This is a genomic window from Stenotrophomonas sp. PS02297 (genome assembly GCF_029959705.1).
GTDB lineage: Bacteria > Pseudomonadota > Gammaproteobacteria > Xanthomonadales > Xanthomonadaceae > Stenotrophomonas > Stenotrophomonas nitritireducens.
Map to the genome: position 1 here is coordinate 1 of NZ_JASCOS010000020.1, position 24,178 is coordinate 24,178.

General features: G+C 69.6%; 21 protein-coding genes and 1 tRNA gene. 7 read left to right on the forward strand and 15 right to left on the reverse strand.

The genetic code is table 11. From position 1 onward, the window contains the following. Positions 1-306 precede the first annotated feature (306 nt). From QMX80_RS06585 to QMX80_RS06610, 6 genes are all read right to left on the reverse strand, one after another. Positions 307-1,956, reverse strand: a complete 1,650-nt coding sequence (locus QMX80_RS06585; protein ID WP_282276019.1) for a M28 family metallopeptidase — start codon at positions 1,954-1,956, stop codon at positions 307-309. Between the two features lie 122 nt (positions 1,957-2,078). Continuing rightward, positions 2,079-3,332 (reverse strand): RNA polymerase sigma factor, encoded by a 1,254-nt coding sequence (locus tag QMX80_RS06590; RefSeq protein WP_282276020.1) that lies wholly within the window; start codon positions 3,330-3,332, stop codon positions 2,079-2,081. A gap of 91 nt (positions 3,333-3,423) precedes the next feature. After that, positions 3,424-3,780: a DUF1428 domain-containing protein gene (locus QMX80_RS06595; RefSeq protein ID WP_055770637.1), complete on the reverse strand. Its 357-nt coding sequence runs from the start codon at positions 3,778-3,780 to the stop codon at positions 3,424-3,426. Between the two features lie 64 nt (positions 3,781-3,844). Further along, on the reverse strand, positions 3,845-4,255 hold the full coding sequence (locus QMX80_RS06600; protein ID WP_273083035.1) for a VOC family protein: 411 nt from the start codon (positions 4,253-4,255) through the stop codon (positions 3,845-3,847). Next, positions 4,252-4,689, reverse strand: coding sequence for a VOC family protein (locus QMX80_RS06605; RefSeq protein ID WP_282276021.1), 438 nt, complete (start codon positions 4,687-4,689; stop codon positions 4,252-4,254). The genes QMX80_RS06600 and QMX80_RS06605 overlap by 4 nt, the downstream gene beginning before the upstream one ends. 35 nt (positions 4,690-4,724) lie before the next feature. Continuing rightward, on the reverse strand, positions 4,725-5,156 hold the full coding sequence (locus QMX80_RS06610) for a YciI family protein (RefSeq protein ID WP_282276070.1): 432 nt from the start codon (positions 5,154-5,156) through the stop codon (positions 4,725-4,727). Between the two features lie 169 nt (positions 5,157-5,325). On the opposite strand from QMX80_RS06610, the gene QMX80_RS06615 reads away from it, so the two are divergent. Continuing rightward, positions 5,326-5,700 carry a YciI family protein gene (locus tag QMX80_RS06615; RefSeq protein ID WP_282276022.1) on the forward strand — a complete coding sequence of 125 codons (375 nt, stop codon included), beginning with the start codon at positions 5,326-5,328 and terminating at the stop codon, positions 5,698-5,700. A gap of 21 nt (positions 5,701-5,721) precedes the next feature. Here the strand turns inward: QMX80_RS06615 and QMX80_RS06620 are convergent, their stop codons facing one another. Then, the gene (locus QMX80_RS06620) at positions 5,722-7,806 is read right to left on the reverse strand and encodes an NHL repeat-containing protein (protein WP_282276023.1); all 2,085 of its coding nucleotides are present in this window, start codon (positions 7,804-7,806) and stop codon (positions 5,722-5,724) included. Positions 7,807-8,055: 249 nt separating this feature from the next. Between QMX80_RS06620 and QMX80_RS06625 the strand changes: the two genes are divergently transcribed. Beyond that, positions 8,056-8,352 carry a hypothetical protein gene (locus QMX80_RS06625; RefSeq protein ID WP_282276025.1) on the forward strand — a complete coding sequence of 99 codons (297 nt, stop codon included), beginning with the start codon at positions 8,056-8,058 and terminating at the stop codon, positions 8,350-8,352. A 17-nt stretch (positions 8,353-8,369) separates the two neighbouring features. Here QMX80_RS06625 and QMX80_RS06630 read toward each other — a convergent pair whose 3' ends face one another. Further along, the gene (locus QMX80_RS06630; RefSeq protein WP_282276026.1) at positions 8,370-9,137 is read right to left on the reverse strand and encodes a lytic transglycosylase domain-containing protein; all 768 of its coding nucleotides are present in this window, start codon (positions 9,135-9,137) and stop codon (positions 8,370-8,372) included. A gap of 116 nt (positions 9,138-9,253) precedes the next feature. Here QMX80_RS06630 and QMX80_RS06635 point away from each other — a divergent pair, with 116 nt between their 5' ends. Continuing rightward, positions 9,254-9,571: a hypothetical protein gene (locus QMX80_RS06635; RefSeq protein WP_273083052.1), complete on the forward strand. Its 318-nt coding sequence runs from the start codon at positions 9,254-9,256 to the stop codon at positions 9,569-9,571. A gap of 55 nt (positions 9,572-9,626) precedes the next feature. Here QMX80_RS06635 and QMX80_RS06640 read toward each other — a convergent pair whose 3' ends face one another. Together QMX80_RS06640 and QMX80_RS06645 are read right to left on the reverse strand one after the other, a co-directional pair. Beyond that, on the reverse strand, positions 9,627-10,700 hold the full coding sequence (locus tag QMX80_RS06640; RefSeq protein WP_282276028.1) for a chitinase: 1,074 nt from the start codon (positions 10,698-10,700) through the stop codon (positions 9,627-9,629). A gap of 246 nt (positions 10,701-10,946) precedes the next feature. Then, positions 10,947-11,879, reverse strand: coding sequence for a hypothetical protein (locus QMX80_RS06645; RefSeq protein WP_282276029.1), 933 nt, complete (start codon positions 11,877-11,879; stop codon positions 10,947-10,949). A 190-nt stretch (positions 11,880-12,069) separates the two neighbouring features. Here QMX80_RS06645 and QMX80_RS06650 point away from each other — a divergent pair, with 190 nt between their 5' ends. Next, complete coding sequence (locus QMX80_RS06650; protein WP_282276031.1) at positions 12,070-12,912, forward strand: MnmC family methyltransferase; 843 nt, start codon at positions 12,070-12,072, stop codon at positions 12,910-12,912. 8 nt (positions 12,913-12,920) lie between these two features. Here QMX80_RS06650 and QMX80_RS06655 read toward each other — a convergent pair whose 3' ends face one another. Continuing rightward, the gene (locus QMX80_RS06655; protein ID WP_282276033.1) at positions 12,921-15,602 is read right to left on the reverse strand and encodes an EAL domain-containing protein; all 2,682 of its coding nucleotides are present in this window, start codon (positions 15,600-15,602) and stop codon (positions 12,921-12,923) included. Positions 15,603-16,367: 765 nt separating this feature from the next. Here QMX80_RS06655 and QMX80_RS06660 point away from each other — a divergent pair. Further along, entirely contained in the window at positions 16,368-16,613 is a 246-nt protein-coding gene (locus tag QMX80_RS06660) for a hypothetical protein (RefSeq protein WP_152984031.1), read from the forward strand. A 258-nt stretch (positions 16,614-16,871) separates the two neighbouring features. Here the strand turns inward: QMX80_RS06660 and QMX80_RS06665 are convergent. From QMX80_RS06665 to dtd, 4 genes are all read right to left on the reverse strand, one after another. Then, positions 16,872-16,947: transfer RNA gene (locus tag QMX80_RS06665), tRNA-Ile, on the reverse strand. A 67-nt stretch (positions 16,948-17,014) separates the two neighbouring features. After that, positions 17,015-19,324 carry a GH92 family glycosyl hydrolase gene (locus QMX80_RS06670; protein ID WP_282276071.1) on the reverse strand — a complete coding sequence of 770 codons (2,310 nt, stop codon included), beginning with the start codon at positions 19,322-19,324 and terminating at the stop codon, positions 17,015-17,017. A gap of 165 nt (positions 19,325-19,489) precedes the next feature. Then, positions 19,490-21,346 (reverse strand): RNA polymerase sigma factor RpoD, encoded by a 1,857-nt coding sequence (rpoD, locus tag QMX80_RS06675; RefSeq protein WP_282276034.1) that lies wholly within the window; start codon positions 21,344-21,346, stop codon positions 19,490-19,492. 91 nt (positions 21,347-21,437) lie between these two features. Beyond that, on the reverse strand, positions 21,438-21,878 hold the full coding sequence (dtd, locus tag QMX80_RS06680) for a D-aminoacyl-tRNA deacylase (RefSeq protein ID WP_282276035.1): 441 nt from the start codon (positions 21,876-21,878) through the stop codon (positions 21,438-21,440). 133 nt (positions 21,879-22,011) lie between these two features. Here dtd and QMX80_RS06685 point away from each other — a divergent pair, with 133 nt between their 5' ends. Next, positions 22,012-22,932 (forward strand): lauroyl acyltransferase, encoded by a 921-nt coding sequence (locus QMX80_RS06685; protein WP_345782355.1) that lies wholly within the window; start codon positions 22,012-22,014, stop codon positions 22,930-22,932. Positions 22,933-23,015: 83 nt separating this feature from the next. Beyond that, positions 23,016-24,140, forward strand: coding sequence for a GTP cyclohydrolase II RibA (ribA, locus tag QMX80_RS06690; protein ID WP_282276037.1), 1,125 nt, complete (start codon positions 23,016-23,018; stop codon positions 24,138-24,140). Positions 24,141-24,178 lie beyond the last annotated feature (38 nt).

Consider the following 24,178-nt stretch of genomic DNA (forward strand, 5'->3'; position numbering starts at 1 on the left):
GTTGCCGGCCGCGCGCAGCCCCGACGGCAGCGCCAGCGCCACCTGGTCGGCGCGCCGGCCCGCGCAGCGGCCCGTGCCGCCGGCCCGCGCGCCGCCGTCGCTCCGCCTCCGGGCCGCGCCGCCCCTCATGTCCACGCGGCCCCCGGGGGGGGGGGCCCCCCACCCCCGGGCCCCCCCCCCCCCCCGGCCCGGGGGCCCCCCCCCCCCCCCCCCCCCCCCCCCCCCCCCCCCCCCCCCCCCGGGGGGGGGGCCCCCCGCGAAGCGGCAGCGCCCCTCCCGGCGGGAGGAGAGCTGCCGGCAGTGCGCTCAGCGGCGCTCGTCGGCGCTGGCGTCGCGCGCCGCGCGGAACGGCTCGTCGGCGCTCCAGTTCGGCCAGGCACGGGAGTTGGCCAGCTGCTCGCCCAGCGTGTAGACCACTTCCAGGTCGCGCGCGGCACCGGCGAAGGTCCAGTCCGGCTGCCATTCGTCGCCCTGCTGGTGATAGCGCTTGGCGGTGTAGTCGTCCGAGGCCTTCTTGCCGGCCGCCACGCCGCCGTCGATCCAGTCCTGGCCGGCCGAGTACGACAGCGCCGGCACCCCGCGCTTGGCGAACGGGAAATGATCGGAGCGGAAGAACAGGCCCGCTTCCGGCTTGGGGTCCGGCGTGTAGCGGATGTCCCAGCCCTTGGCCACGTCCTTCAACTGGTCCAGCAGCTCGAAACGCGCCGAACCATAGATGCCGAAATCGCGCGACGGGCCGAACGGCGCCATGCCGTCCATGTTGATCAGCGCCACGGTCTTGCCCAGCGGGTAAAGCGGATGGCTGGCGTAGTACTCCGAACCCAGCAGGCCCTTCTCCTCGGCGGTGACCGCCAGGAACACCACCGAACGCTGCGGGCGCGGCGCCTTGGCGAAGCCGCGGGCCAGTTCCAGCAGCGAGGCGGTGCCGCTGGCGTTGTCCAGCGCGCCGTTGAAGATGCGGTCGCCGCGCGCGTCCGGCTCGCCGACGCCGATGTGGTCCCAGTGCGCCGAGTAGAGCACGGTCTCGTCCGGATGGCTGCTGCCCTCCAGGCGTGCAATCACATTATGCGAGGTGATGACCTCGGTCTTGACCGCGTAGTCGGCCGAGAACGTCTCGCCCTTCAGTTCCACCGGGCGGAAGCCGCGCGACTGCGCCTGCTTCTTCAACGCCTCGAAGTCCAGCCCGGCACGCTTGAACAGGTCCACCGCCAGATCACGCTGGATCCAGCCTTCCAGCGGCGGATGCGCCGCGGCGGGGTTGTCGCGGACCACGTCGAACATGGTGTTGGTGTTGGAACCGGCCACCGTCGCCCAGCCGTAGGAGGCCGGCGCGGTCTCATGGACGATCAGCACGCCAGCGGCGCCCTGGCGCGCGCCTTCCTCGTACTTGTAGGTCCAGCGGCCGTAATAGGTCATACCCTTGCCGTCGAAATCGCCGACGCCGGTCTCGAAGTCCGGGTCGTTGATCAGCATCACAGCGATCTTGCCCTTCAGGTCCACGCCCTTGAAGTCGTCCCAGTCGCGCTCCGGCGCCTTGACGCCGTAGCCGACGAACACCAGCGGCGCGTCCTTGATCGCCACCGCGCTGTCGCCGTTCATGGCCGCGCGCACCGCGATCTCCTGGCCCTGGGTCAGCGCCTGCGGCTTGCCCTTGCTGGACAGCGACAGCTGCGGCTTGCCGACGATGTCACCCTTGAGCAGCGGTACCGCCTGGGTCCACAGGCGCTTGCCGTCCTGCAGGTCGCCGCCAGGCTGCAGTCCGGCGTCGGCGAACTGGCGGCTCAGGTAGGCGATGGTCTTCTCCTCGCCGGCGGTAGCCGGCGAACGGCCTTCGTAGGCGTCGGAGGCCAGTTCCTTCACGTCGGCGGAAATCCGCGCGCCATCGAATTTCGGTGGCGCGGCCATCAATGCGGTGGACACCGACATCGCCAGCAGGCTGATCACAATTCGCTTCACATCCATCTCCAAGGGTCGGACAACCGCTGGAGTGTAGCCAGCGTCGCGGCTGGACGGGCAGTGCCGGAGTGCACGGGCAGCGGCCCGCATCGGCAAAGTCGCCATTGCCGTCCGTGCTCCGGCTACATTTTCCCCGCGCGGGCCAACAGCGCGGCGCGCTCGCGGCCATTGCCGCTCAGGCCGGCGGCGCGCTCGAAGGCGGCGCGCGCTTCGCCGCGACGGCCCAGCTGCTCGAGCAGGTCGCCGCGCACCGCATGCAGCGGTGCGTAGCCGTCCAGCCGGCCGTCTTCCTGCAGGGCTTCCAGCAGCGGCCACGCGGCCTGCGCTCCCTGTGCGCGCGCCACCGCGACGGTGCGGTTCAGTTCGATCACCGGCGAGGGCATCACCGCCATCAGGCGCGCGTACAGCTGCGCGATGCGCGACCAGTCGGTCTGCGCGGCGCGGCGCGCCCGCGCGTGGCATTCGGCGATGGCCGCCTGCAGTACATAGGCATCGTCGTCGCCACCGAGGGCCAGCGCCTTCTCCAGCGCCACCTGGCCGCGGCCGATCTGCAGCCAGTCCCAGCGGCTGCGGTCCTGTTCCATGAGCAGCACCGCTCCACCATCGGCGCCGGTACGCGCATTCATCCGCGAGGCCTGCAGTTCCATCAATGCCAGCAGCCCAAGCACCGGCGCCGACACGGGCATCAGCCCGGCCAGCACCCTGCCCAGGCGCAGCGCCTCCTCGCACAGCGCCGGGCGCATCCAGTCCTCGCCATTACTGGCCGCATAGCCTTCGTTGAAGACCAGGTAGACCACCTCCAGCACCGAGCGCAGCCGCGGCGGCAGCGCCTGCCGTCGCGGCACCTCGAACGCCACGCCGCGCTCGGCCAGGGTGCGCTTGGCGCGGACGATGCGCTGGGCGATGGTGGCCTCCGGCAGCAGGAACGCGCGCGCGATTTCGGCCGTGCTCAAGCCGCACAGCAGGCGCAGGGTCAGCGCCACGCGCGCGTCGGCCGGCAGCACCGGATGGCAGGCGACGAACAGCAGGCGCAGCAGGTCGTCGCCGATGTCATCTTCCACTTCGCGCTCGTGGTTGCGCACGACGCTCCCCTGGTGGTCCGGCTCCTGCGCCATCGCCGCGTGCTTGCCGGCATGCAGGCGACGCTGGCGCAGCAGGTCGATCGCCCGGCGCTGGGCCGTGGTCGTCAGCCATGCGGCGGGGTTGTCCGGCACGCCATGCCGCGGCCAATGTTCCAGCGCGGCGACCAGCGCGTCCTGGGCCAGTTCCTCTGCGCCGTCCAGGTCGCCCAGCATCCGCGCCAGGCGCGCGATCAGGCGTGGCGACTCCATGCGCCACACCGTATCGAGCCTGCGCCGGATTTCGTGGGTTTCCATCAGCCCGCGATCACAGCATCGCGCCACCGCAGGCGCAAGCTTCCGCACCGCCATGCCCTCGCCCCGCCTGTAGCGACGGGCATCCTGTCCGTCACAGATCGACGAAGGCCTTGAACCCGCCCCAGAACATGCGCTTGCCGTCGAACGGCATGCTCCTGGCGTCCATGCCGGCCAGGCGTGGGTCGGCCATGGCCTTGGCGTTGACCCGGTCGCGGTGCGCGCGCGAGCGATAGATGATGTAGGCGAAGATCACCACTTCATCGGGCTTGAGCTTGACCGCCTGCGGGAACGAGGTGTGCTTGCCCGGCTTGACGTCATCGGCCACCGCTTCCAGGTAGGCCAGCGCGCCATGCTCCTTCCACACCTTGCCGCCCAGGCGGGCCATGCGCCGGTATTCGGCCAGCCGCCCCTGCGGCACCGGCAGTACGAAACCATCCACGTAGCTCATCGTTGTCTCCTCCACCCATGGAATGCGACGGATGCGGCCGCGCGGGTTCGCGGCCGTCCGCGGATCAACCGGGCTCGCCGTCCATGTGGGCGATCTCCCACAGGTGGCCGTCCAGGTCCTGGAAGCCGCGCTGGTACATGAAGCCGTAGTCGCGTGCCGGCATCGGCTCGCTCGCGCCGGCGGCGAGCGCCTTGTCCACCAGCTGATCCACCGCCGCGCGGCTGGTCGCCGACAGGCAGGTGATGACCTCGGTCTGCCGGCGCGCGTCGCACAGCGGCTGGCGGGTGAAGGTCTGGAAGAACGGCTCCACCAGCAGCATCACGTAGATGCTGTCGCTGACGACCATGCAGGCCGCGTCCTGGTTGGTGAACTGCGGGTTGAAGGTGTAGCCGAGCGCAGCGAAGAAGGCCTTGGAGGCATCCAGGTCGCGCACCGGCAGGTTGACGAAGATCATCTGCGGCGTGGCCATGCTCACTGCCCCCCGTCCATCGGCTTCATGCAGTTGACCATCCATGGCTTGCCATAGCGGTCCACCAGCATGCCCCAGCGTCTGGCCCAGAACGTCTCGGCCAGCGGCATCTGCACCTGGCCGCCGTCGGCCAGCGCGGCGAACACGCGCTCGGCCTCCTCGACGCTGTCCACGTCGACGTTGATGGTGGTCGCGCCCTGTCCGTCGGTGGCTGGGCCATCGGCCGCCATCAGGATCGCGCCGCCGGCTTCGACCTGGCAGTGTGCGACATGCTCCGGCTGCGGCATGAAGCCGCCGCAGCCTTCGGCATCCATGTCCGGGCTCGGCGGCATGTCGCCGTATTTCATTTCCGACACCACCTTGCCGCCCAGCGCCCTGGCATAGAAGGCCATCGCCTCGTGGGTGTTGCCGTTGAAGCCCAGGAAGGGAATCAGTTTCATCGTGCTGCTCCTGTCGTCGGGGTTTTGGAAAGGGGTCAATCGTTGTTGTCGATGCGCTCGCGCAGACGTTGCTCCTGCGCGCGCAATTCAGGGGTGAAGACGTCGCCGAAGTCCTCGGCCTCGAAGAACGGGCGGATCTCCACCTCCACCGGCGTACTGCCGTCGGGATTGAAGGGCGCGCGCTTGAGCCACTCCACCGCCTCGTCCATGGAGCGCACCTGCCACAGCCAGAAGCCGGCGATGAGTTCCTTCGTCTCGGCGAACGGTCCGTCGATGACGCTGCGCCGCGCGCCGTCGAACCGCACCCGCGCGCCGCGCCGGCTCGGATGCAGGCCCTCGCCGGCCAGCATGATGCCGGCCTCCACCAACCGCTCGTTGTAGGCGCCCATCGCAGCCAGTTCGGCCTGGGTGGGCATCACCCCGGCCTCGCTGGCGGCCGTCGCCTTCACGATCACCATCACTTTCATCGCCGTGCCTTGACGGTTGCGGACCGGATGATCCGCTTCACACCCGATATGACGAACCGGCGCCGACGGTATCGACAAGGCTGCCGGTCTTTTTCATGAACGCGTTAATGATTGCCGCGCAACCGGTTCCCTGCGCGATCATGGCGGCTCACCCCGACCGGCGCCTGCCATGAAATTCCTGCTGCTGATCTACATCGACCCGGAACTGCTGCAGTCGCTCCCGCAACACGAGTACGACGCGCAGATGCGCCAATGCCTGCTCCACGCCGACGCCCTGCAGGCGCAGGGCACGCTGCAGTTGGCGCAGAAGCTGCAGCCCCCGGCCACCGCCCGGACCCTGCGCACCCGCAACGGCGAGCCGCGCATCACCGACGGCCCCTTCGCCGAGACCCGCGAGGTCCTGGCCGGCTTCAACCTGATCGAAGCGGCCGACGTGGACGATGCCATGCGCATCGCCCGGCAGTTCCCCTGGGCGGCCTACGGCAGCATCGAGGTGCGCGAGGTGGAGGACCTGCAGGTGGAGCGGATGCGGCTGGACGCCTGATCGCGCGCCCAGCCGACCCGGTCAGCGCGCCACGATCCGCAGTTCGCGACGTTCGCCGGCCTCGTTGCCGCTGTAATCCTTCGCGGTGATCCGGATCACATGTTCCCCGGGCGGCAGCTCTTGCGCCTGCAGCGCGCCGCTCGCCAGCCGCCCATCGCGCACCGTGTTGGTGAGCACGTAGCGGAACCGCGTGACCGCGCTGCCGTGGACGGTGATGCCGCTGTCTTCGGCGTAGGCCACCTTCACCGCATCGGCCTGCGGGGGCATGCGGTTGAACTCGATGTTCATGTGCGGCCGCTCGTAACCGGGCAGCGCCCGGCCCGCGGCATCGAGGATCTGGTAGCCCAGCGCGTACAGGCCGAGGCGGCGGCGCGGCAGGTTGCCGTCCACCTGGTCCCAGGCCTCGACCACCAGCTGCAGGCCGCCGGCGTCGCGCGGCACGACGAGGCGGCCGTCGCGCGTTTCGCGCAGCCGTTGGCCGTTGCCATCGAGCAGGGCGATGTCGTCGATCTTCGGCGCGACATGGTCTGCGTAGCCGGCAAAGCCCAGCCGCACCGCGTTGCGCTCATAGCCGGAAGGGCCCACTGCCAGATGCACGTGGGCCTGGGAATTGATGCTGCCCAGCGCGTCACCGGGCTGGAAGCGGGTGCCGCGGCGCACCCGCACCCGCTCAAGCTTGCCCGCGTCGTCATACAGCAGCTGCATGCGCGCCGGATCCAGCGCGCGATTGGCGGCATCGCGCCCCACCTTGATGTGGATGTAGTCGAGCTTGTCCAGCGACAGACCCTCGGCCTGCCCGCCCAGCGTCCAGGTCGAGGCCGGACTGCTGACCTTGCCGCCGGCAATCGCCAGCACGGTCTGGCCGACGTCGCCGCGCACGTCGAAGCCGCTGTGCAGGTGGTGGCGGCTCTCCCCGCGGAAATCGCCGCGGACCTCGCCCAGCGTGCCGGTCACCTCATGCCAGCCGGTCTGCGGGGCCAGCGGCCAGCGGCCCTGGTTGCGCGGCAGCGGATTGTCCGGCGACGGCCCCACGGGTGTCGCCAGCGGCGGTTCGCCCGGCTGCCGCGGTTGCAGGTGATGCAGGCGGTGGCCATCGGCATCGGCCAGCAGCAGGCTGCCATCGGCTGCCAGCGCCAGTCCGGCCGGGCGCGCGAAACGCCGCGCGTCGTCACCGGCCACGGCGACCACATGGCCGTGTGGCGAGACCTGCATCACGCGCCCACTCAGCCGCTCGCCCACATAGGCGACGCCGTCATGGGTCAATGCCAGGGCCATCGGCCCCCACAGCACGCGCTCGCCGTCGCCACCGCCCAGGCGGGTGCTGACCATTCCGGACGGCGTGATGGTGCGCAAGGCGTTGTTCTGCAGATCGGCGACCCACAGCGTGCCATCGGCCGCCAGCGCCAGGTCGGTCGGAGTATCGAAGCGCGCCTGGCTGCCTGCGCCATCGACCCAGCCCGGCTGCGCGCCGCCGGCCAGCGTCGTCACCTGCCCGTCGGGATCGATGACCCGGATCCGGTCGTTCCAGGTATCGGCGACGTAGATGCGGTCGTCGGCGCCAACCGCCACGCCCATCGGTCCGTTGAACTGCGCGAGCCGGCCGCTGCCGTCGGCAAAACCAGCGCGGCCACTGCCGGCGATGGTGGTGACCTCGCCCTGCGGGGTGATCCTGCGGATGGCGTGGTTGCCGGTATCGGCCACGTAAAGATTGCCGTGCCGGTCCAGGGCGATGCCCGAGGGCGTGTTGAACGCGGCCGCGGCGCCGCGGCCATCGGCAAAGCCCTCGCCGCTGCCGGCCAGCAGATGGAAGTCGCCGTCCAGCCAGCGGTAAAGGATGCGGTTGTTGTCGCCTGCGTCGGCCACGTACAGCGTGCCGCCGGCATCCATCGCCACGCCCCAGGGATCGCTGAAGCGGCTCTGCGCCCCCGGACCGACGACATCGCCCTCGACACCATCGCCGGCCAGCAGTTCGACCTGCGCGCGCCAGCCCAGCGGCGTCGCGGCCGGCACCACCGCCTGCGGCGCGCGCGGCGCCCACAGATAGCTGGCCGCCAATGCGCCGCCCGTCAGCACCACCACGGCCATCACCCAATGCCTTCGTTCCATTTACATCCAACCCACTGCGGACCGGGCACGATAGACGCTCACGGCCGATGGCGGAACCGCCCGGGCCCTGCGCGCGGGAGCCCCCATGCATCTTTACCTGGACGAAGACCCGATCCGCCTGCAGCCCACGCACGGTCCGGGCATCGGCTGCCGCTGACCCTGGCGTCGCTGCTGGAGGACGGCCTGCGCCGCTTCCCGCCATCGGAGGCGGCGCTGGAACAGGCCATCGCCCGCACCGAGGACGCGCTGATGCCGCAGATTCCGGCGCTGCGCGCGCATCCGCATCTGCGGCTGGACTGCAGCGACGCCGTGCTGCAACCGCTGGCCGGACTGCTGGGCCTGCCGGAGCAGCCGGAGCAGCTGCTCGATGTCGAACAGGTCGAGCGCGCATTCAACCAGGTGGCACGGGTGGCCGCGGGCCTGCCCGCCAGGGCGGCAGGACTATCGGAACGTCCCGGTTTTGTCGCCGCGCTGCTGGTGCTGCGCGAACTGATGCACCACCTGGGATCAGGCCAGCTGCGCCTCCTGCAGGCGCCGCACCGCTGACCGCCCGGCAAGGAACGCTACAACGCCGGCCGCTCCGGTGCGCGGCCCATGGCCCGCCGATAGCGCTCGTACAGCGTCAGCACCTTGTCCACGTACTGGCGCGTTTCCGCATAGGGCGGCACCCCGCCATAACGGGCGACCACGCCGATACCGGCGTTGTAGGCGGCAGCGGCCAGGCTGCGGTCGCCGTCGTAGCGGCGCAGCAACGCCTTCATGTAGCGGGCGCCGCCATCGATCGACTGCGCCGCCGACAGCGGATCGGCCACGCCGTACTCGCTGGCGGTTTCCGGCATCAGCTGCATCACCCCCTGCGCGCCCTTGGCCGAAACCGCCGTTTCGTCAAACCCGCTTTCGGCATGGGCCACGGCCCGCAACCATGCGTCATCCACGCCCGTGGCCCTGGCGGCAGCGCGGAACTGGGGGGCGTGGCGGTTCAATTGCGGCTTGCCGACCTGGCCCAGCCCGGCGTGCGCCGGTTCTCCCGGCGGCGTGGCGACGGTGAAGCGCAGGTATGGCCGCGAACCAGGCAGGTTGCGGGTGGAATAGACCAGCGCGCCGTCCTGCTCACGCTCGTACAAGGTACCGCTGAACACCCCGAAGTCGCCCCATAGATTGGGCGTCTGCACGGCGTTGTCGTCGATCACGATGGCTTCGCAGCGGGAGCCGGGCTCCGGCGCGGTGGCCATGCTCACCGTGCCTTTCTGCAGACAGCGGTATACCGTGCGGGCCTGCACCGGCGCCCATGGCAGATACAGCAGCAGGACCATCGCAACCGTACGCGGCATCGTCTTGCGCGCCCTCCATCGCAGAAGGCGATGCTGGACCCGGTCCTGCGAACCCGGGGTGATGGATCCTGGCGCCCTGTCACTCGAACCGAACCAACGCTTTCCCGGAACCCGCCATGGATCTCTCGCCCGCACCGCTGCTGACCTTCGTCAATCCGCTGTTCCACCGCGGCCGCAATACCAGCGTTCGCCGTGGCAACCGCTGGCACGGCGTGGCCCAGGCGCGCCTGCAGTGCGCGGCCGGCCAGCCGCAGCCCACGGTGACGCTGGCCACCGAGCTGCGCCAGTTCAGCACCCTTACCACCGCCGACCTGCGCGACGAGCACGATCCCGCCTGCCGGACGCCGGATGGGCTGCTGGACGTGCTGCAGCAGATCTACCCCGGCTTCCAGCCCGATGAGACGGTGACGCTGGTGCACTTCGTGCTGGACTGAACGGGAACGGCGCCGCGGATCGGCGCGGCGCCGTTGCGGCAGACTGCGTGGACGCTCAGCGCGCGGCGCTGGCCGCGCGCAGGTGCTTGCCGACCGCTTCGGAGAAGGCGCGCCCGTCGACCACGTCCGAGTTGATCGACCAGGTCATCACCCCGCGGAAATCCGGGTACGGCCGCGTCGGCACGACCTCGTCGCACTGCGTGGCGGTGGTCAGGCAATCGAAGGCGCGGTTGATATCGGCCGGGATCGCATGGCCGTTGCCGGCCGCGCGCAGCCCCGACGGCAGCGCCAGCGCCACCTGGTCGGCGCGCAGGCCCTCGAAGCGGCCCTTGCCGCCGGCCAGCGCGAAGCCTTCGATCAGCATCCGGGCCGAGCCGACCATCATGTCCACGCTGCCGCCGGGATACTCCTCGGCGCGGTAGGGAGTCGGCAGCCCGCCGTTGTTGTAGAGCTGCACGTGCAGCAGATCCAGCTCATCGCGCAGGCCGTCGATCAGCGGCAGGTAGGCGCCCCAGATGCCCTCCATCGACACGAAGCCGCCCTGCACATACGGGTGCTCCGGCGCCATCGAGACGTACAGGTTGGGATACATGCGGTGCAGGCGCTTGACCGCCGACACCAGGTGCGCGACCACCGGGGCGTCGTGGGTCACTCCGGCGATCTTCTCCAGGTCGATGTCGATGCCATCCAGGCCGAAGGTGTCGATGGCCTCGGCGGTGGTGGCGACGAAGTTGTCCTCCTCGCGACGGGTGTTCAAGGTCACCGTGCCCAGCTCGCCGCCGAACGACAGCGCCACGATCTTGCCCTGCGCGCGCTTGGCCGCGATATCGGCGATCAGCTGCGTGCGCTCCAGCGCCGGATCCGGATTGAACGCCACCTTGCCCTCGCCCATGTCGTCGGCGAAGGCCAGCACGATCACGTCCCAGCTGTCATCGACCTGGCCCACCGGCAACACCCCGGTGCCGTTGTCGAAATTGTGCAGATAGCCGATCAGCGCGTGCCTGGGCAGGGCGTGGCTGTTGCCCGGTGCGATACCCGCCTGCGACTGGACAGGTTCGTTCTGCCTGGCCTGGCAACCGAACGTGGTGAGGAGAACAAGCGCGCACGACAACAGGCCGATCGGCTTCATCGCAATCCCATGCGGTGGAGGAAGCCCGATTCTAGACAGCCTCCAGGACAGAAAAACCTTCCGGAACATGAAGTTGGACAAGTTGTCCGGAAATGGCCCGGGCCAGTCCGGGCGCTGTCCCGTACGCGCCGGCGCCGGCTGTCGGCGGGCTGTCGCATGCCGCTCCTGGCAGCGGCGACAAGGACAACGCACCGCCCCCGCCGGCAACGCGGAGCTCCCGGACCGGCCTTCGGCTGGCGCCGAGGCTCAACCGCAGGTCTTCATGCGCCGCTCGGCATCCCACAGCGCGCGCCGCGCCAGGTCGTAGGCGCTGTCGGCCGCCGACGGCAGCGTGTGTTCGGCCTCGACCGGATCGGCACCGTGGCGGTAGCGGTATTCCAGCCGCTCGAGCGCATCGAGGTGCTGCAGCGCAGTGGCGGACCAGCGGCTGCGCAGCTCGCCGCTGCAACGCGGATAGCGCCGTTCCAACTCGCCGATGGCGGCACGGAGGCGGCGGCTGGCCTCGCCGTCGAGGCCGGGCAGCGGTTCATGGCGGATCGGCGCGGCCTTGTAGGCATCGCCGGTCGCCTCGCTGCCCAGGTCGGACGCGCGCTCGTGCAGGGACGGATTGAACGCGACATCGGGTGGGCGCCGCGCTTCGGCCGGCTGGATATCCTCGCCATAGAGCCATTTCTCCTTGCGCGACTGCCGGGTCCCGGCTGCCCGCTTCGAGAACAGCCCGGCGGTAGCGCGTTCGCCGACCCCCGTCGCCAGTTCGTCGCGGTGCTCGAATACCCGCTCGCCGGTCGCACGCGTGCGGCCATCACTGGCGATGTCCTGGGGCAGGGCGATCTCGCCGTGGCTGTCGTACAGGCGCTGCCACCAGTCCGCGGACGCTGCCGGTGCGATGGCGGACGGAGGCGTGGCGACGGTCGACGGGGGAGGCCGGAGCTCCGGCGATGACGGCGCGGTGTCGCGGGACGCAACCGGCGTTTCCCGCATCACCGCCGTCGGCGGCGGCAGCTGCGCCTCATCGTGCTGGCGCGGCAGCCAGCGCACCTGCAGCCGCTGCGCGCGGCCGTCGGTCTCCGCCTCGGGCACCTGCCAGAGCACGCGCGCGAACAGGCAGAGGACCGCCGTGGTCGCCAGAGCGGCGCCGATGCGGTGGGACAACGGTTCGCGACCACGTGAATCCTGCATGCCTCTCCATCGCCGGGTATCTCTGCACGGGCGCGCATGGAGCCGCCGTGGTGCAACCATGACAGCAACAGACCGGCCGCGGCGCAACGAGTTCCATGGCCGCTACCGCGCCCGCCGCCGCTTGGTCCGGGCGCGGGTTACGATGGCCGCCCTTTCCGTCACCGGCCCTTTCCGCAGGGCCGCTCCGCGCATGCCCCATTACTCCGGTCCCCTGCTCACCCGCCCGCTGCTGGAGGCCATGCTCGACGCGCGCCGCAGCGGCAGGCCGACATGGGCCGGTTCGTTCGACCTGGGGTGCGGCAGCGACGAGGTCCGGCTGGAGGCAGATCACTGGCGGTGGCGCGGCAGCGACTACCCCTGGCCCGAACGGCTGAAGGACCGCACCGTCTACTACTGGGACGGCGAGGATTTCGCCCCCGCCTCGCGGTTCGGCAGCGGCCTGTACAAGCTGGTACCGACCGGGTGGGGCGTGCCGACCTTCGAGATCGACGGCATCAAGATGCTGGTCAGCGCGCAGCTGTCGCCGATGGATGACGCACGCCGCAAGGTCGCCTTGATCGCGCCGCGCGGCAAGCAGGTGCTCGATACCTGCGGCGGCATGGGCTATTTCGCCGCCTGCTGCCTGGAAGCCGGCGTGGCGGCCGTGCGTTCGTTCGAAAAGAGCCCGGAAGTGCTGTGGCTGCGTACGCTCAATCCCTGGTCGCCGGACCCGGAGTCCGACGCCGCGGGTGGGCGCCTGACGCTCGCGCATGGCGACGTCTCATTGGCCATCGCGGACATCGCCGATGCCTCGGTCGATGCCGTGCTGCATGACCCGCCGCGCTTCGGCATCGCCGGCGAACTGTATTCGCAGGCGTTCTACGACCATCTGGCGCGCGTGCTGCGCCGGGGCGGCCAGTTGTTCCACTACACCGGCGCGCCCAACAGGCTCACCAGCGGCCGCGATGTTCCCCGCGAGGTCGCCACGCGCCTGGCGAAGGCAGGCTTCCGCGCGCGCCCGGAACTGGACGGGGTGTTCGCCGTCCGCACCTGAGCGGCGCGCTACGCATCGCGCCCTTCCCGCCGCTCCAGGTTCTCGCGCTGGAACACCACCCGCTGCGGACGATGCAGGGCGAAACCCTGCGCGCTGTCCACGCCCAGCTCGCGCAGCAGATCCAGGGTGCCCAGGTCGTCCACCCACTCGGCTACGACCTTGGCCCCGCGCTGGTGGCCGATGCGGGTGACGGCATCGACGATGGTCCGGCTCATCGGGTCGCGGCCGAGGTCGCGCACGAAACTGCCGTCGATCTTGATGACGTCCACCGGCAGGTTCTTCAGATAACCGAACGAGGCCATGCCGGCGCCGAAATCGTCCAGCGCGATGCGGCAGCCGGCCGCGCGCAGCCGCTCGATCACCCGCACCACGCGCAGCAGGTCGCGCACCGCCACGGTCTCGGTGATTTCCAGGCACAGGCGTTGCGGCGGCACGCCGTTGCGGGCGATGGCATCGAGGATGAAATCGGCCAGCCCTTCGTCCTCCAGGCTGGCGCCGGAGAGGTTGATGGCGCAGTTCTGCAGGCGGTTGCCGCAGGGATGCAGGTTGGCGAAATTGGCCAGGGCGGTCCGGATCACCCAGCGGTCCACGGCCGGCATCAGGCCATATCGCTCGGCCGCCACCATGAATACGCCCGGCGCGATCACGCTGCCATCTTCGCCGCGCATGCGCAGCAGCAGTTCCACGCGCGTGACCGGGTTGGCGCCGGCCGACAGCGGCACGATCTCCTGGTAGTCCAGCAGCAGGCGGTCCTGCTCCATCGCCCGGCGCAGCCGGCTGGCCCATTCCATCTCGCCCATGCGGCGGGTGGCGTCGGCATCGTCGCGGTACACGCATACGCGGTTGCGGCCGTCTTCCTTGGCCTGGTAGCAGGCGCTGTCCGCCCAGGCCAGCAGGTCCTTCAGGGTGCATCCGGGACGATCGACCAGCACCAGGCCGATGCTGGCGCTCACCGTGTAGCTGCGTCCGAGCCAGCAGAACGTCGAACGCTCGATGCAGGCGCGCACCTGCTCGGCCAGCTGGTCGGCCTGCGCCTTGTCCACGCCGGACGCCAGCAGGCCGAATTCATCGCCGCCCAGGCGCGCCAGCAGGTCGCCGTCGCGGATGTGGCGGCGCATCGCCTGCGACAGCTGCACCAGCAGCTGGTCGCCCGCGGTATGCCCGGACAGGTCGTTGATCAGCTTGAACTGGTCCAGGTCGATGTACATCAGCGCGAACGATGCGGCGCCGGTATCGCCGCGGTCGAGCAGCGCCTGGCGCAGGCAGCGCTCGAACTCGCGGCGGTTGCACAGCCCGGTGAGTTCGTCGTGCGTGGCCTGGTAACGCAGGCGCTCGGTCATCTCGCGCTGCGCGCTGGTATCGCCGGCCACCATGAGCAGGTGGGGCACATGGTCCATGTCCAGCATGGCCAGCGAGCCGTTCACCCAGAGCGCCGCGTCGGCGCCGCGCACCACGAATGCTTCCTGGCTGTTCCAGTTTCCTTCCAAGAGGGTAGCGGCGACCGCCGCCCGGCCCTGCGCGGCATCGGCGAACAGGCCCTCCAGCGGCTCGCCGGCCACATTGCCCAGTTGTGTCCTCGCCGCGCGGTTGGCGTAGCGGATGCGTCCGTCACGGGCGTCGGCCACCAGCACCAGTGCCGGCAGCATCTCGTTCAGGGCCTGGAAGCGCGCTTCGCTTTCGCCGAAGCGGGCGCTCATCCGCCGCGCGAGTTCGACCGCGCGGCGGTGCAGGGTCGCCTGCGACCACAGGAACAGCGCCAGCAGCACGCTGATCGAACTGCCGCCGATGACGATCAGCCGCAGCTGCCCCCACGCTCCCATCGGCGCGCGCGGCCACAGGCGCAGCTCCCACGTACGCCCGCCGAACTCCATGCGCCGCACCTGCAGCGACGCGGTATCGGCCGGCAACGGCGCGCTGGCGAACACCCGCGCATGCGCGGGCAGGGCCCCCAGGTCGCGGATCTCCACGTCCATGTGGTCCAGGATCCTGCCGTACAGGGCCTGGCGGACCATCGGCTCCAGGCGCACGCTCACCGCCAGCGCGCCCAGTTCGCGCGCGCGGCGTTCGTCCACGGTGGCCGGCATGGCGCCCGGCGTATACGCGGGCAGGCGCACGGTGATGCCCATGTCGCCCGCTCCCTGCCGGTCGCGGAACTGCAGCAGCTGGAACGGCGCGGACAGGGCCGGCGCATCGGCATCGCGCGCGCGCCGCAGCGCTTCCATGTTTTCCGGCTGCCGGGCGATGTCGAAGCCCACCAGCACTTCGTTCCCTTCCAGGGGCGCCACGTACTGGTAACGGTAGGTGGCGCCGCCATCGTTGCCGGCGTCCCCGTGCCGCTGCGCGAAGGCAATCAGCACATAACCATGGATCCATTCCTGCGAACGCAGGTTGCGCTGGTAGCTGTCGAACGTGCCCTGGTCCAGTTGCGGGGTGCCGGCCAGCAGCACGGTCTGCATCGCCCGCAATCCCAGCGCGGCGCCAGCCAGCGGTTCGCGCAGGCGCGCGGGCGCCGCATCGGCCAGCGAGCGCTGCAGGGACTGCACCCGGCCGCGCTCGCCCTTCCACTCGCCGAGCGCCAGCCAGGCGGTCAGCGCCAGGCCTGCCACCAGTACCAGCAGGCCCCATAGTGGCGTGGTGGACATATGCCGCGGCGCATCGCCGCCGCCACGCTCCACGGAAGCGTCATGCATGCGCATATCCCCGGGGAATCATCATGGCAGCCCATCGGCCCGCCGTTGCCGCCGCAATCCCGTGAACCGTCATTGTCCCGCTGTCGTCCATACGGCCCCTGCCCGATACCCGAACTCCAGTACGCCGGCGGCAGGAAGCGGCCCCGGCAACGCGCACTACGAACGGACTTCCCCATCCACTCCACCACCCGGCGCAGAAGCGGTCGATGGGGCACGATGGAACGCCACGATTCTACTCACCACGCCGATCCTGCGGGCTGCCCCCGTCGGCCGCCCCGCACTGCCGCACCGGCCACTACCACAACCATCGCGCCGCGCCGCCCCGCCTGAGGCGAACGTGCGGCCCCTGAAGGGCGTGCAGGCATTCACCTTCATGTACCGCAGGTCGCGATCTACAGGCGCATTCCCTTCTCTTAACCTGGGCCTGTGTATACCTCGACACTCGGCCAGGCGGCACTGCAAACCGCGCCGATGCACAGCCAGCTGCCGGGCCACGCGCCCGGCGCCGGCTTCGGCGATCAGGAACCCATCCAATCTGGCGGGACGCACCCTTAGCCCTCGGCAGGACGGATGCGCGTCGAGACGGAGCCGATGCCCGCCGTCCTTCGCACGGAAGCCGGGACCGCCTGCATGCGCCTTCGAAGCGGACGCGATGCGGCGCTGTGCCGGCGGCCTGCCCGCTGCCGCCTGCCATCGCCATGTCGAATGGAAGACAAGCAGCGTTGCCAACCACAACCAGGGGATCCATCGCCAAGGAGAGCTGCCTTGAAAGAAGTGAACATGTTCCTGCAGGGACCGGGATTGGAACGGCGCGCCGTCACCCTGCTGGCAACCGAACAAGTCCCACTGGAAACACTCGTCTACCAGGCAGTCAACGCCCGCCGGGACGTCCTCGTCGACCTGCACATACTGGTGGACGAACAGGGCAATCTCGCGCGCCAGATCGACCATGAAGGCCTTCGCTACCGCTTCAACGGATCCAATGCATCCTGGGCGCTGGTCGTCAGTTGAGACCGGTGGCGAACGACATGCCGGGCTCACCCGGCGCGCCTGCTCCCAGACCATTGATTGCAGCGGCGCAGGCGACGGCATGTGGTTCGCCGCGACTCCCGTACCGCGCCAGGGCGCTGGCCGTCCCGCCCTCCATGCCTGCAGGACAGTGAAGTGGAGGCCGACGAACACAGCGGCGACGCTGTGGGCACCGAGTAGGCGGGAAGGCGAAAAGGCCAGGGAGAACAGGGCGGCAACGATGCAAGCCCTTGATCCGCGTGGTGGGCCCACCAGGATTCGAACCTGGAACCAAAGGATTATGAGTCCTCTGCTCTAACCGTTGAGCTATAGGCCCGCTGCCGGTGCGCAAGTGTAGTGGAGGCCGGCGCACGCGGCCACCGGCCCGCTTCCGCGCACCCGCCTCAATGCGTGGACTGCGAGTACGGCCTGGCGTCCGGGTGCGTGCCCCATTCGCGGTTCGGCCCGGCCTGCATGGTGAAGCGCAGCTCGCCGCCAGCCGTGATCTCCTCGTGGCGCAGGAAGGCGCGGTGCAGCGGCTTGCCGTCGAGGGTGGCGCTGCCGATGTAGGGATGGGCGTCGTCCAGGCCGTCGGCGACGATGGTGAAGCGCTTGCCGTTGGGCAGGTTCAAGGTGGCACGCGGCAGGAACGGGCGGCCGATGATGTACTCGTTGCTGCCCGGCGTGACCGGATAGAAGCCCAGCGCGGTGAACACGTACCACGCCGACATCTGGCCCAGGTCGTCGTTGCCGGCCAGTCCATCCGGGCGCGGGGCGTACTGGGTGTCCATGATCCGCTTGAGCCGTGCCTGGGTGCGCCATGGCTGGCCGGCGTAGGCGTAGAGATAGGCGACGTGGTGGCTGGGCTCGTTGCCGTGCGCGTACCAGCCGATCAGGCCGGTGATGTCTTCCATGTGTTCGAACACCGCCGGATCCACCTTGGCGTCGAACACTTCGTCGAGTCGTTGCAGCAGCTTGTCCGCACCGCCGTGCGCGGCGGCCAGCCCGGCCACGTCCTGCGGCACGTACCACGAGTACTGCCAGGCATTGCCTTCGGTGTAGTCGCTGCCGTAGCCGCTGGCAGCGGGATCGAACGGTTCGCGGAAGCTGCCGTCGCGCCTGCGGGCGCGCATGAAGCCGGTGGCAGGATCGAAGGCGTGCTTCCAGTTGCCGGCGCGCCTGGCGAATTCCGCGGCGACATCCCCGCGTCCCATCGCCTTGGCCATGCGCGCGATGCTCCAGTCGTCGTAGGCGTATTCCAGCGTCTTGCTCGCCGCCTCGCCTTCCTCGTCGATCGGCACCCAGCCCAGTTCGCGGTACTGGGCGATGCCGTCATAGGGACCATAGTTGGCGCTGGCGACCATCGCCTGCAGCGCCTCGTCCGCATCGAAGCCGCCGATACCCTTCATGTAGGCGTCGGCGATCACCGGCACGCCGTGGTAACCGATCATGCACCACGTCTCCAGACCGTGGAACGACCATACCGGCAGGATGCCGTAGGGGCTTTCGCGACGCGCGGCCAGCAGCGAATTGACCATATCGCTGCTGCGCTGCGGCGGCTGCAGCAGGGTCATCAGCGGATGCAGCGCGCGGTAGGTGTCCCACAGCGAGAAGGTCGAATAGTTGGTCCAGCCCTGCGCCTGGTGCACGGCGTTGTCCGGGCCGCGGTAGCGGCCATCGCTGTCCATGAACAACGTCGGGCCGAGCATGCTGTGGTACAGCGCGGTGTAGAAGCCGGTGCGCTGCGCCGGCGGTGCGTCCACGTCCACCGCCGCCAGGGCCTGCGCCCACTGCGCGCGGGCGGCGGCACGCATGCCGTCGAAATCCCAGCCGGGCGCTTCGGCATCGAGGTTGGCGATGGCGTTGTCCTCGCTGACCGGCGAGATCGCCACCTTCACCAGCAGGGGTTCGCGCCCGCCCTCGCCGAAATCGAAGCTGCCGACCAGCTGCCGGCCTTCGATCTGCGCACGTGCGCCCGGGTCCTTTTCTGCCGGCGGCGGAAAGCCGCGGTAGGCGACGTCGGTCTCGGTGTCGTGGAAGGCATGCCCGGTGACCGGCCGCGAGAAGCGCATGGCGAAATACAGCTGGCGGCCGGGCGCCCAGCCACGGGTTTCGCGGAAGCCGGTCACGGTGCCGTCCGCGCGCAGCCGCAGGCGCGACCACAGGATCTTGCCCGGGTAGTCGTACATGCTGGTGCGCAGATCGACCAGCACGTGCGCCGGTTGGTTCGCGGGAAAGGCGTAGCGGTGCATGCCGACGCGCGCGCTGGCGGTCAGTTCGGCGCGAACGCCGTAGTCGTCCAGGGTGACGGCGTAATAGCCCGGCTCTGCGCGCTCGCTGCGGTGATCGAAGCGCGAGGTATAGCCGCTGCGCGGCTTGCCGGCATCGCCGCGCTCGTACTTCACCTCACCGGCGATCGGCATCAGCAGGACGTCGCCGAGATCGGAATGGCCAGTGCCGGAGAAGTGCGTGTGCGAGAAGCCGACGATGGTGCTGTCGTCGTGGCGGTAGCCGGCCGCCCAGCCGTAACCTTCCTTGCGCGACCTGATCTGCGTGTCGGGGCTGAGCTGGATCATGCCGTGCGGCACCGTCGCACCCGGATAGGTGTGGCCCTCGCCGCCGGTGCCGATGAACGGATCGACCGCCGCTACAGCGCGTTCGCCGACGCTCTCCCCCGCCATCGCCGCGCCCGCCAGCAGCACCAGCGCCATCATCCACTTCGCCTGTCCGACCGCCATCGCCCGCCCCCTTGGACCGATCCAATGCAGGCGTCGAAAATACCACCGCCACCGCCGCAGGGGATGGCGCGGCACCGCAAAACGAAAAGGCCCCGCGATGCGGGGCCTTTTCATCCATGCCGCGATGGCGCTGCGGAACGGTCAGTCAATGTCCAGGAAGCTGCGCAGCTGCTCGGAGCGGCTCGGGTGGCGCAGCTTGCGCAGCGCCTTGGCCTCGATCTGGCGGATGCGCTCGCGGGTGACGTCGAACTGCTTGCCGACCTCTTCCAGGGTGTGGTCGGTGTTCATGTCGATGCCGAAGCGCATGCGCAGCACCTTGGCTTCCCTCGGGGTGAGGCCGGCCAGCACGTCGCGCACGGTTTCGGACAGGTTGATGTTGGTGGTGTTGTCGATCGGGGACTCCACGTTGGTGTCCTCGATGAAGTCGCCCAGATGCGAATCCTCGTCGTCGCCGATCGGGGTTTCCATCGAGATCGGCTCCTTGGCGATCTTCATCACCTTACGGATCTTGTCTTCCGGCATGTCCATTTCCTTGGCCAGCTCCTCCGGCGTGGCCTCGCGGCCGTACTGCTGGAGCATCTGGCGGGAAATGCGGTTGAGCTTGTTGATCGTCTCGATCATGTGCACCGGGATGCGGATGGTGCGCGCCTGGTCGGCGATCGAGCGGGTGATCGCCTGGCGGATCCACCAGGTGGCATAGGTCGAGAACTTGTAGCCGCGGCGGTATTCGAACTTGTCCACGGCCTTCATCAGGCCGATGTTGCCTTCCTGGATCAGGTCCAGGAACTGCAGGCCGCGGTTGGTGTACTTCTTGGCGATGGAGATCACCAGGCGCAGGTTGGCCTCGACCATTTCCTTCTTGGCCTTGCGCGCCTTGGCTTCGCCGTAGGCCATGACGCGGCTGATTTCCTTCAGCTCGTCCAGGCTCAGGTGCGAATCCTTCTCCACGTCGAGCGTGGCCTGCTGCTCGGCGACGATCTGGTCCTTGACGTCGCGCAGCGCCGACGACCACTTCTGCTTGCGCTTGATCGCGTCCTCGACCCATTCCAGGTTGGTCTGGTTGCCTTCCCAGGAACGGATGAAGTCCTTGCGCGGCATGCGCGCGGTGACCGTGGCCAGGTGCAGCACGCGCCGCTCCTGGGCCTTGATCCGGCCCATGGTGTCGCGCAGCAGGCGGACCAGCACGTCGGTCAGCGGCAGCGGCAGCTTCAGCGTCACGAAGGTCGCCGACAGCTCCTCGCGCAGCCTGGCCTGGGTCTTGGTATCGCCCTTGGCGTGGGCCTTCTTGAACTTGGCCATGTCGCTGGCCAGCTGTTCCATGCGGTTGGCGACTTCGACCGGATCCGGGCCGGTCGGGCCGGTATCCTCGTCGCCACTGACATCGTCCTCGTCCTCGTCGGCCTCGGCATCGCTGTCGTCGCGGGAATCGTCGCTGTCGGCGGCAGCCGCGGGCGCCGGCGTTTCTTCGACCAGGTCGTTGAAGCCGACGATGATCTCGGCCAGGCGCTTCTTGCCTTCCTTGTGCAGCTCGTAATCGGCCAGCACGGATTCGACCGCCGGCGGGAAGGTGCCCAGCGCGGCCTGCACCTGGCCCAGGCCTTCCTCGATGCGCTTGGCGATGGCGATCTCGCCCTCGCGGGTCAGCAGCTCGACCGTGCCCATCTCGCGCATGTACATGCGCACCGGGTCGGTGGTGCGGCCACCTTCGGTGTCGAGCGCGGTAAGTGCGGCGGCGGCTTCCTCGGCGGCGGTATCATCCACCTCGCGGTTGCCGGTGTTGCCATCGCTCAGGATCAGCGTGTCGGCATCGGGCGCCACCTCATGGACATCGATGCCCATGCCGGTGATCAGGCCGATGATGTCCTCGATCTGCTCCGGGTCGACCATGTCGTCGGGCAGGTGGTCGTTGACTTCGGCGTAGGTCAGGTAGCCCTGTTCCAGGCCCTTGCTGATCAGTTGTTTGATATCGGATTGCTGGGCAGGACGTTCGTTGGCCATGTAGTGCTCGCGCCACCGGCAGGGAAAGATAGAGAACCTACTATTATACCAGCGCAGCATAACGCTTGCCGGGCGGTGGTTTCACGGCGCGTCAGGGTCTGAGCAGGAAGGTCACCGGTCCATCGTTGACCAGGCTGACGACCATATGGGCCCCGAAGCGGCCGGTTTCCACCCCTCCACCCTGTTTTTCGCGGCAGATCGCCACCAATCGGTTGAATAGCCGTTCAGCCTCGGCAGGGGCGGCCGCGCTGCTGAAGCTGGGACGCATGCCGGACCGGGTATCGGCGGCCAGGGTGAACTGGCTGACCAGCAGAAGGCCGCCACCGGTATCGCTCAATGAACGATTCATCTTGCCGGCATCGTCGGCGAAAACACGATACCCGAGCAGGCGCTCGGCCATCCGCGCCAGCGCCGCCTCATCGTCGCCAGGCTCGACGCCGACCAGCGCCAGCAACCCGGGACCGATCTGCCCGACCACCTCCCCATCCACCGTGACCGATGCCTGGGCGACGCGCTGGATCAGGGAAAGCATGGGTACTCCTTGGACGTTGGAAGGCCGCACCATATACCGCGCCGCGCCCGGACGGCCCTGCACGGGCATGGGATCGGCCCCACGGATCGCGGCGCCGCCAAGCCTGTTGCCGCGGCGTACTAAACTTGCACGGATGAAACCGGAACGCGCCGCCAAGCTCTATCACCGCCTCGCCACCCTGCTCACCGCCCTGCCCTGGTCGTGGCAACGGGCCCTGGCCGATGCCCTCGCCTGGCTGTGGGGACGGCTGGACGCCCGCGAAAGCAGGGTGACCCGCCGCAATCTTGAACTGGCCTATCCGGAGCTTACCGCCGTACAGCGCGCGCGCCTGCACCAGGACGTACTGCGCACCACCGCCCGCCAGGCGCTGGAGACCCTGTATCTGTGGACCCACGACCCGGCCACCAACCTGGAACGCCATCTGCGCGAGCGCCACGGGCAGGCGCTGTACGACGCGGCGCTGGCCGCGGGCAAGGGCGTGATCGTGGTCGCGCCGCATTACGGCAACTGGGAACTGCTGAACCAGTGGCTGGCCTCGCGCGGGCCGATCGCCATCGTCTACGCGCCCCCGGAAAACCCGGTCGGTGACGCTTTCCTGCAGCTGGCGCGCGGCGGCGACAACGTGCGCCAGGTGCGCGCCGAAGGCCCGGCGGTGCGGCAGCTGTTCAAGGTGCTCAAGGACGGCGGCGCGGTCGGCATCCTGCCCGACCAGCAGCCTAAAAACGGCGACGGCGTGTTCGTTCCGTTCTTCGGCGTGCAGGCGCTGACCATGACCCTGGTCAACCGCCTGGCCGAACGCACCGGCGCCACCGTGCTCTACGCCTGGTGCGAGCGGACCGGCCCGGCCATCGAGTTCGCCCTGCACGTGGAACCGGCGCCGGCGCAGATCGCCGACCCCGACCTGCAGGTCGCCGCCGGCACGCTGAGCGCCGGCATCGAGCGCATCGCCCGGCGCGATCCCGCGCAGTACCAGTGGACCTACAAGCGCTACACGCTGCGCCCGCCCGGCAGCGGCGAATGCGACCCCTATGCCACGGAACGCCACCCGCATTGAGCGCGCATGCACACTGCCCCTGCAACACTGCGTCACCCCGGCGGTCGATTGAATCCGAGACCGCCGGCCTCATTAGGTTGCCGATGAACGCCACGTCCTCCACTCCCGCTTCCCCCAGCTTCGGCGAGACCGCGGCGATCCGCTGCGAACGCGCCGCGGCCGAACTGCGCGCCGGGCGGCCGGTGGTGCTTACCGACGGCGACCGCCGCCTGGCCACGATGGCGCTGGACAGCGCTTCGCCGGCGGGCTTCGCCGCCTTCGCCCGGGCCGCGGACGACCGCCACTACCTGTTCCTGACCACGCCGCGCGCGCGGACCCTGGGCATCGACACCGCCCACGGCATCCGCATCGCGCTGGCCGGGCAGGGCTTCGAGAGCCTGCCGGCGCTGGCCTACCTGCGCGACACGCCCTCGCCGGCCGGCATTCCCAGCGAAGGCGATGACCTCGATGCGGCCGCCGTCGAAGCAGCGCGCCTGGGCCTGCTGTTGCCGGCGCTGGTGTCGGCCCCCCTGCATGCCGGCGCCACGCCGTTCGACGACTGCCTGCACCTGGCGCTTGACGACCTGCGCTGCGGCGCCGCCCAGGCCGGCCAGGACTACGAGCTGGTGACGCGTTCCCCGGTGCCGTTGCGCGATGTCGGCATGACCGAGTTCGCGGTGTTCCGCGGCGGCGTCGCGCAGCGCGACCAGGTAGCGGTGATCGTCGGCACGCCCGACCTGCAGGGCGTGGTGCCGGTACGCGTGCACTCCTCGTGCCTGACCGGCGACCTGTTCGGTTCGCTCAAGTGCGACTGCGGCGACCAGCTGCGGCGCGGTCTGCGCACGCTCAAGGAACTGGGCGGCGGCATCCTGCTGTACCTGGACCAGGAAGGGCGCGGCACCGGCATCGCCGCCAAGATGCGCGCCTACGGCTACCAGCATGAAGGGCTGGACACCATCGACGCCGACGCGCAGCTGGGTTTCGGCGCCGACGAACGCCGCTATGGCAGCGCGATCGCCATGCTGCGCGGCCTGGGCGTGCAGCGCATCCAGCTGCTGACCAACAACCCCACCAAGGTGCAGCACCTGCGCAATGCCGGCATCGAAGTGCTGGGCAGCATCCCGGTGACCGGCGAGATCACCGCCGAGAACGAGCAGTACCTGCGCACCAAGGCCGCGCGCGCCGGCCACCACCTGGATGTCGATGCGCTGATCATGTCGGCGCAGTGATCGCGGGCGCGCCGCGCTGATGACGGGACTCCCGGCGT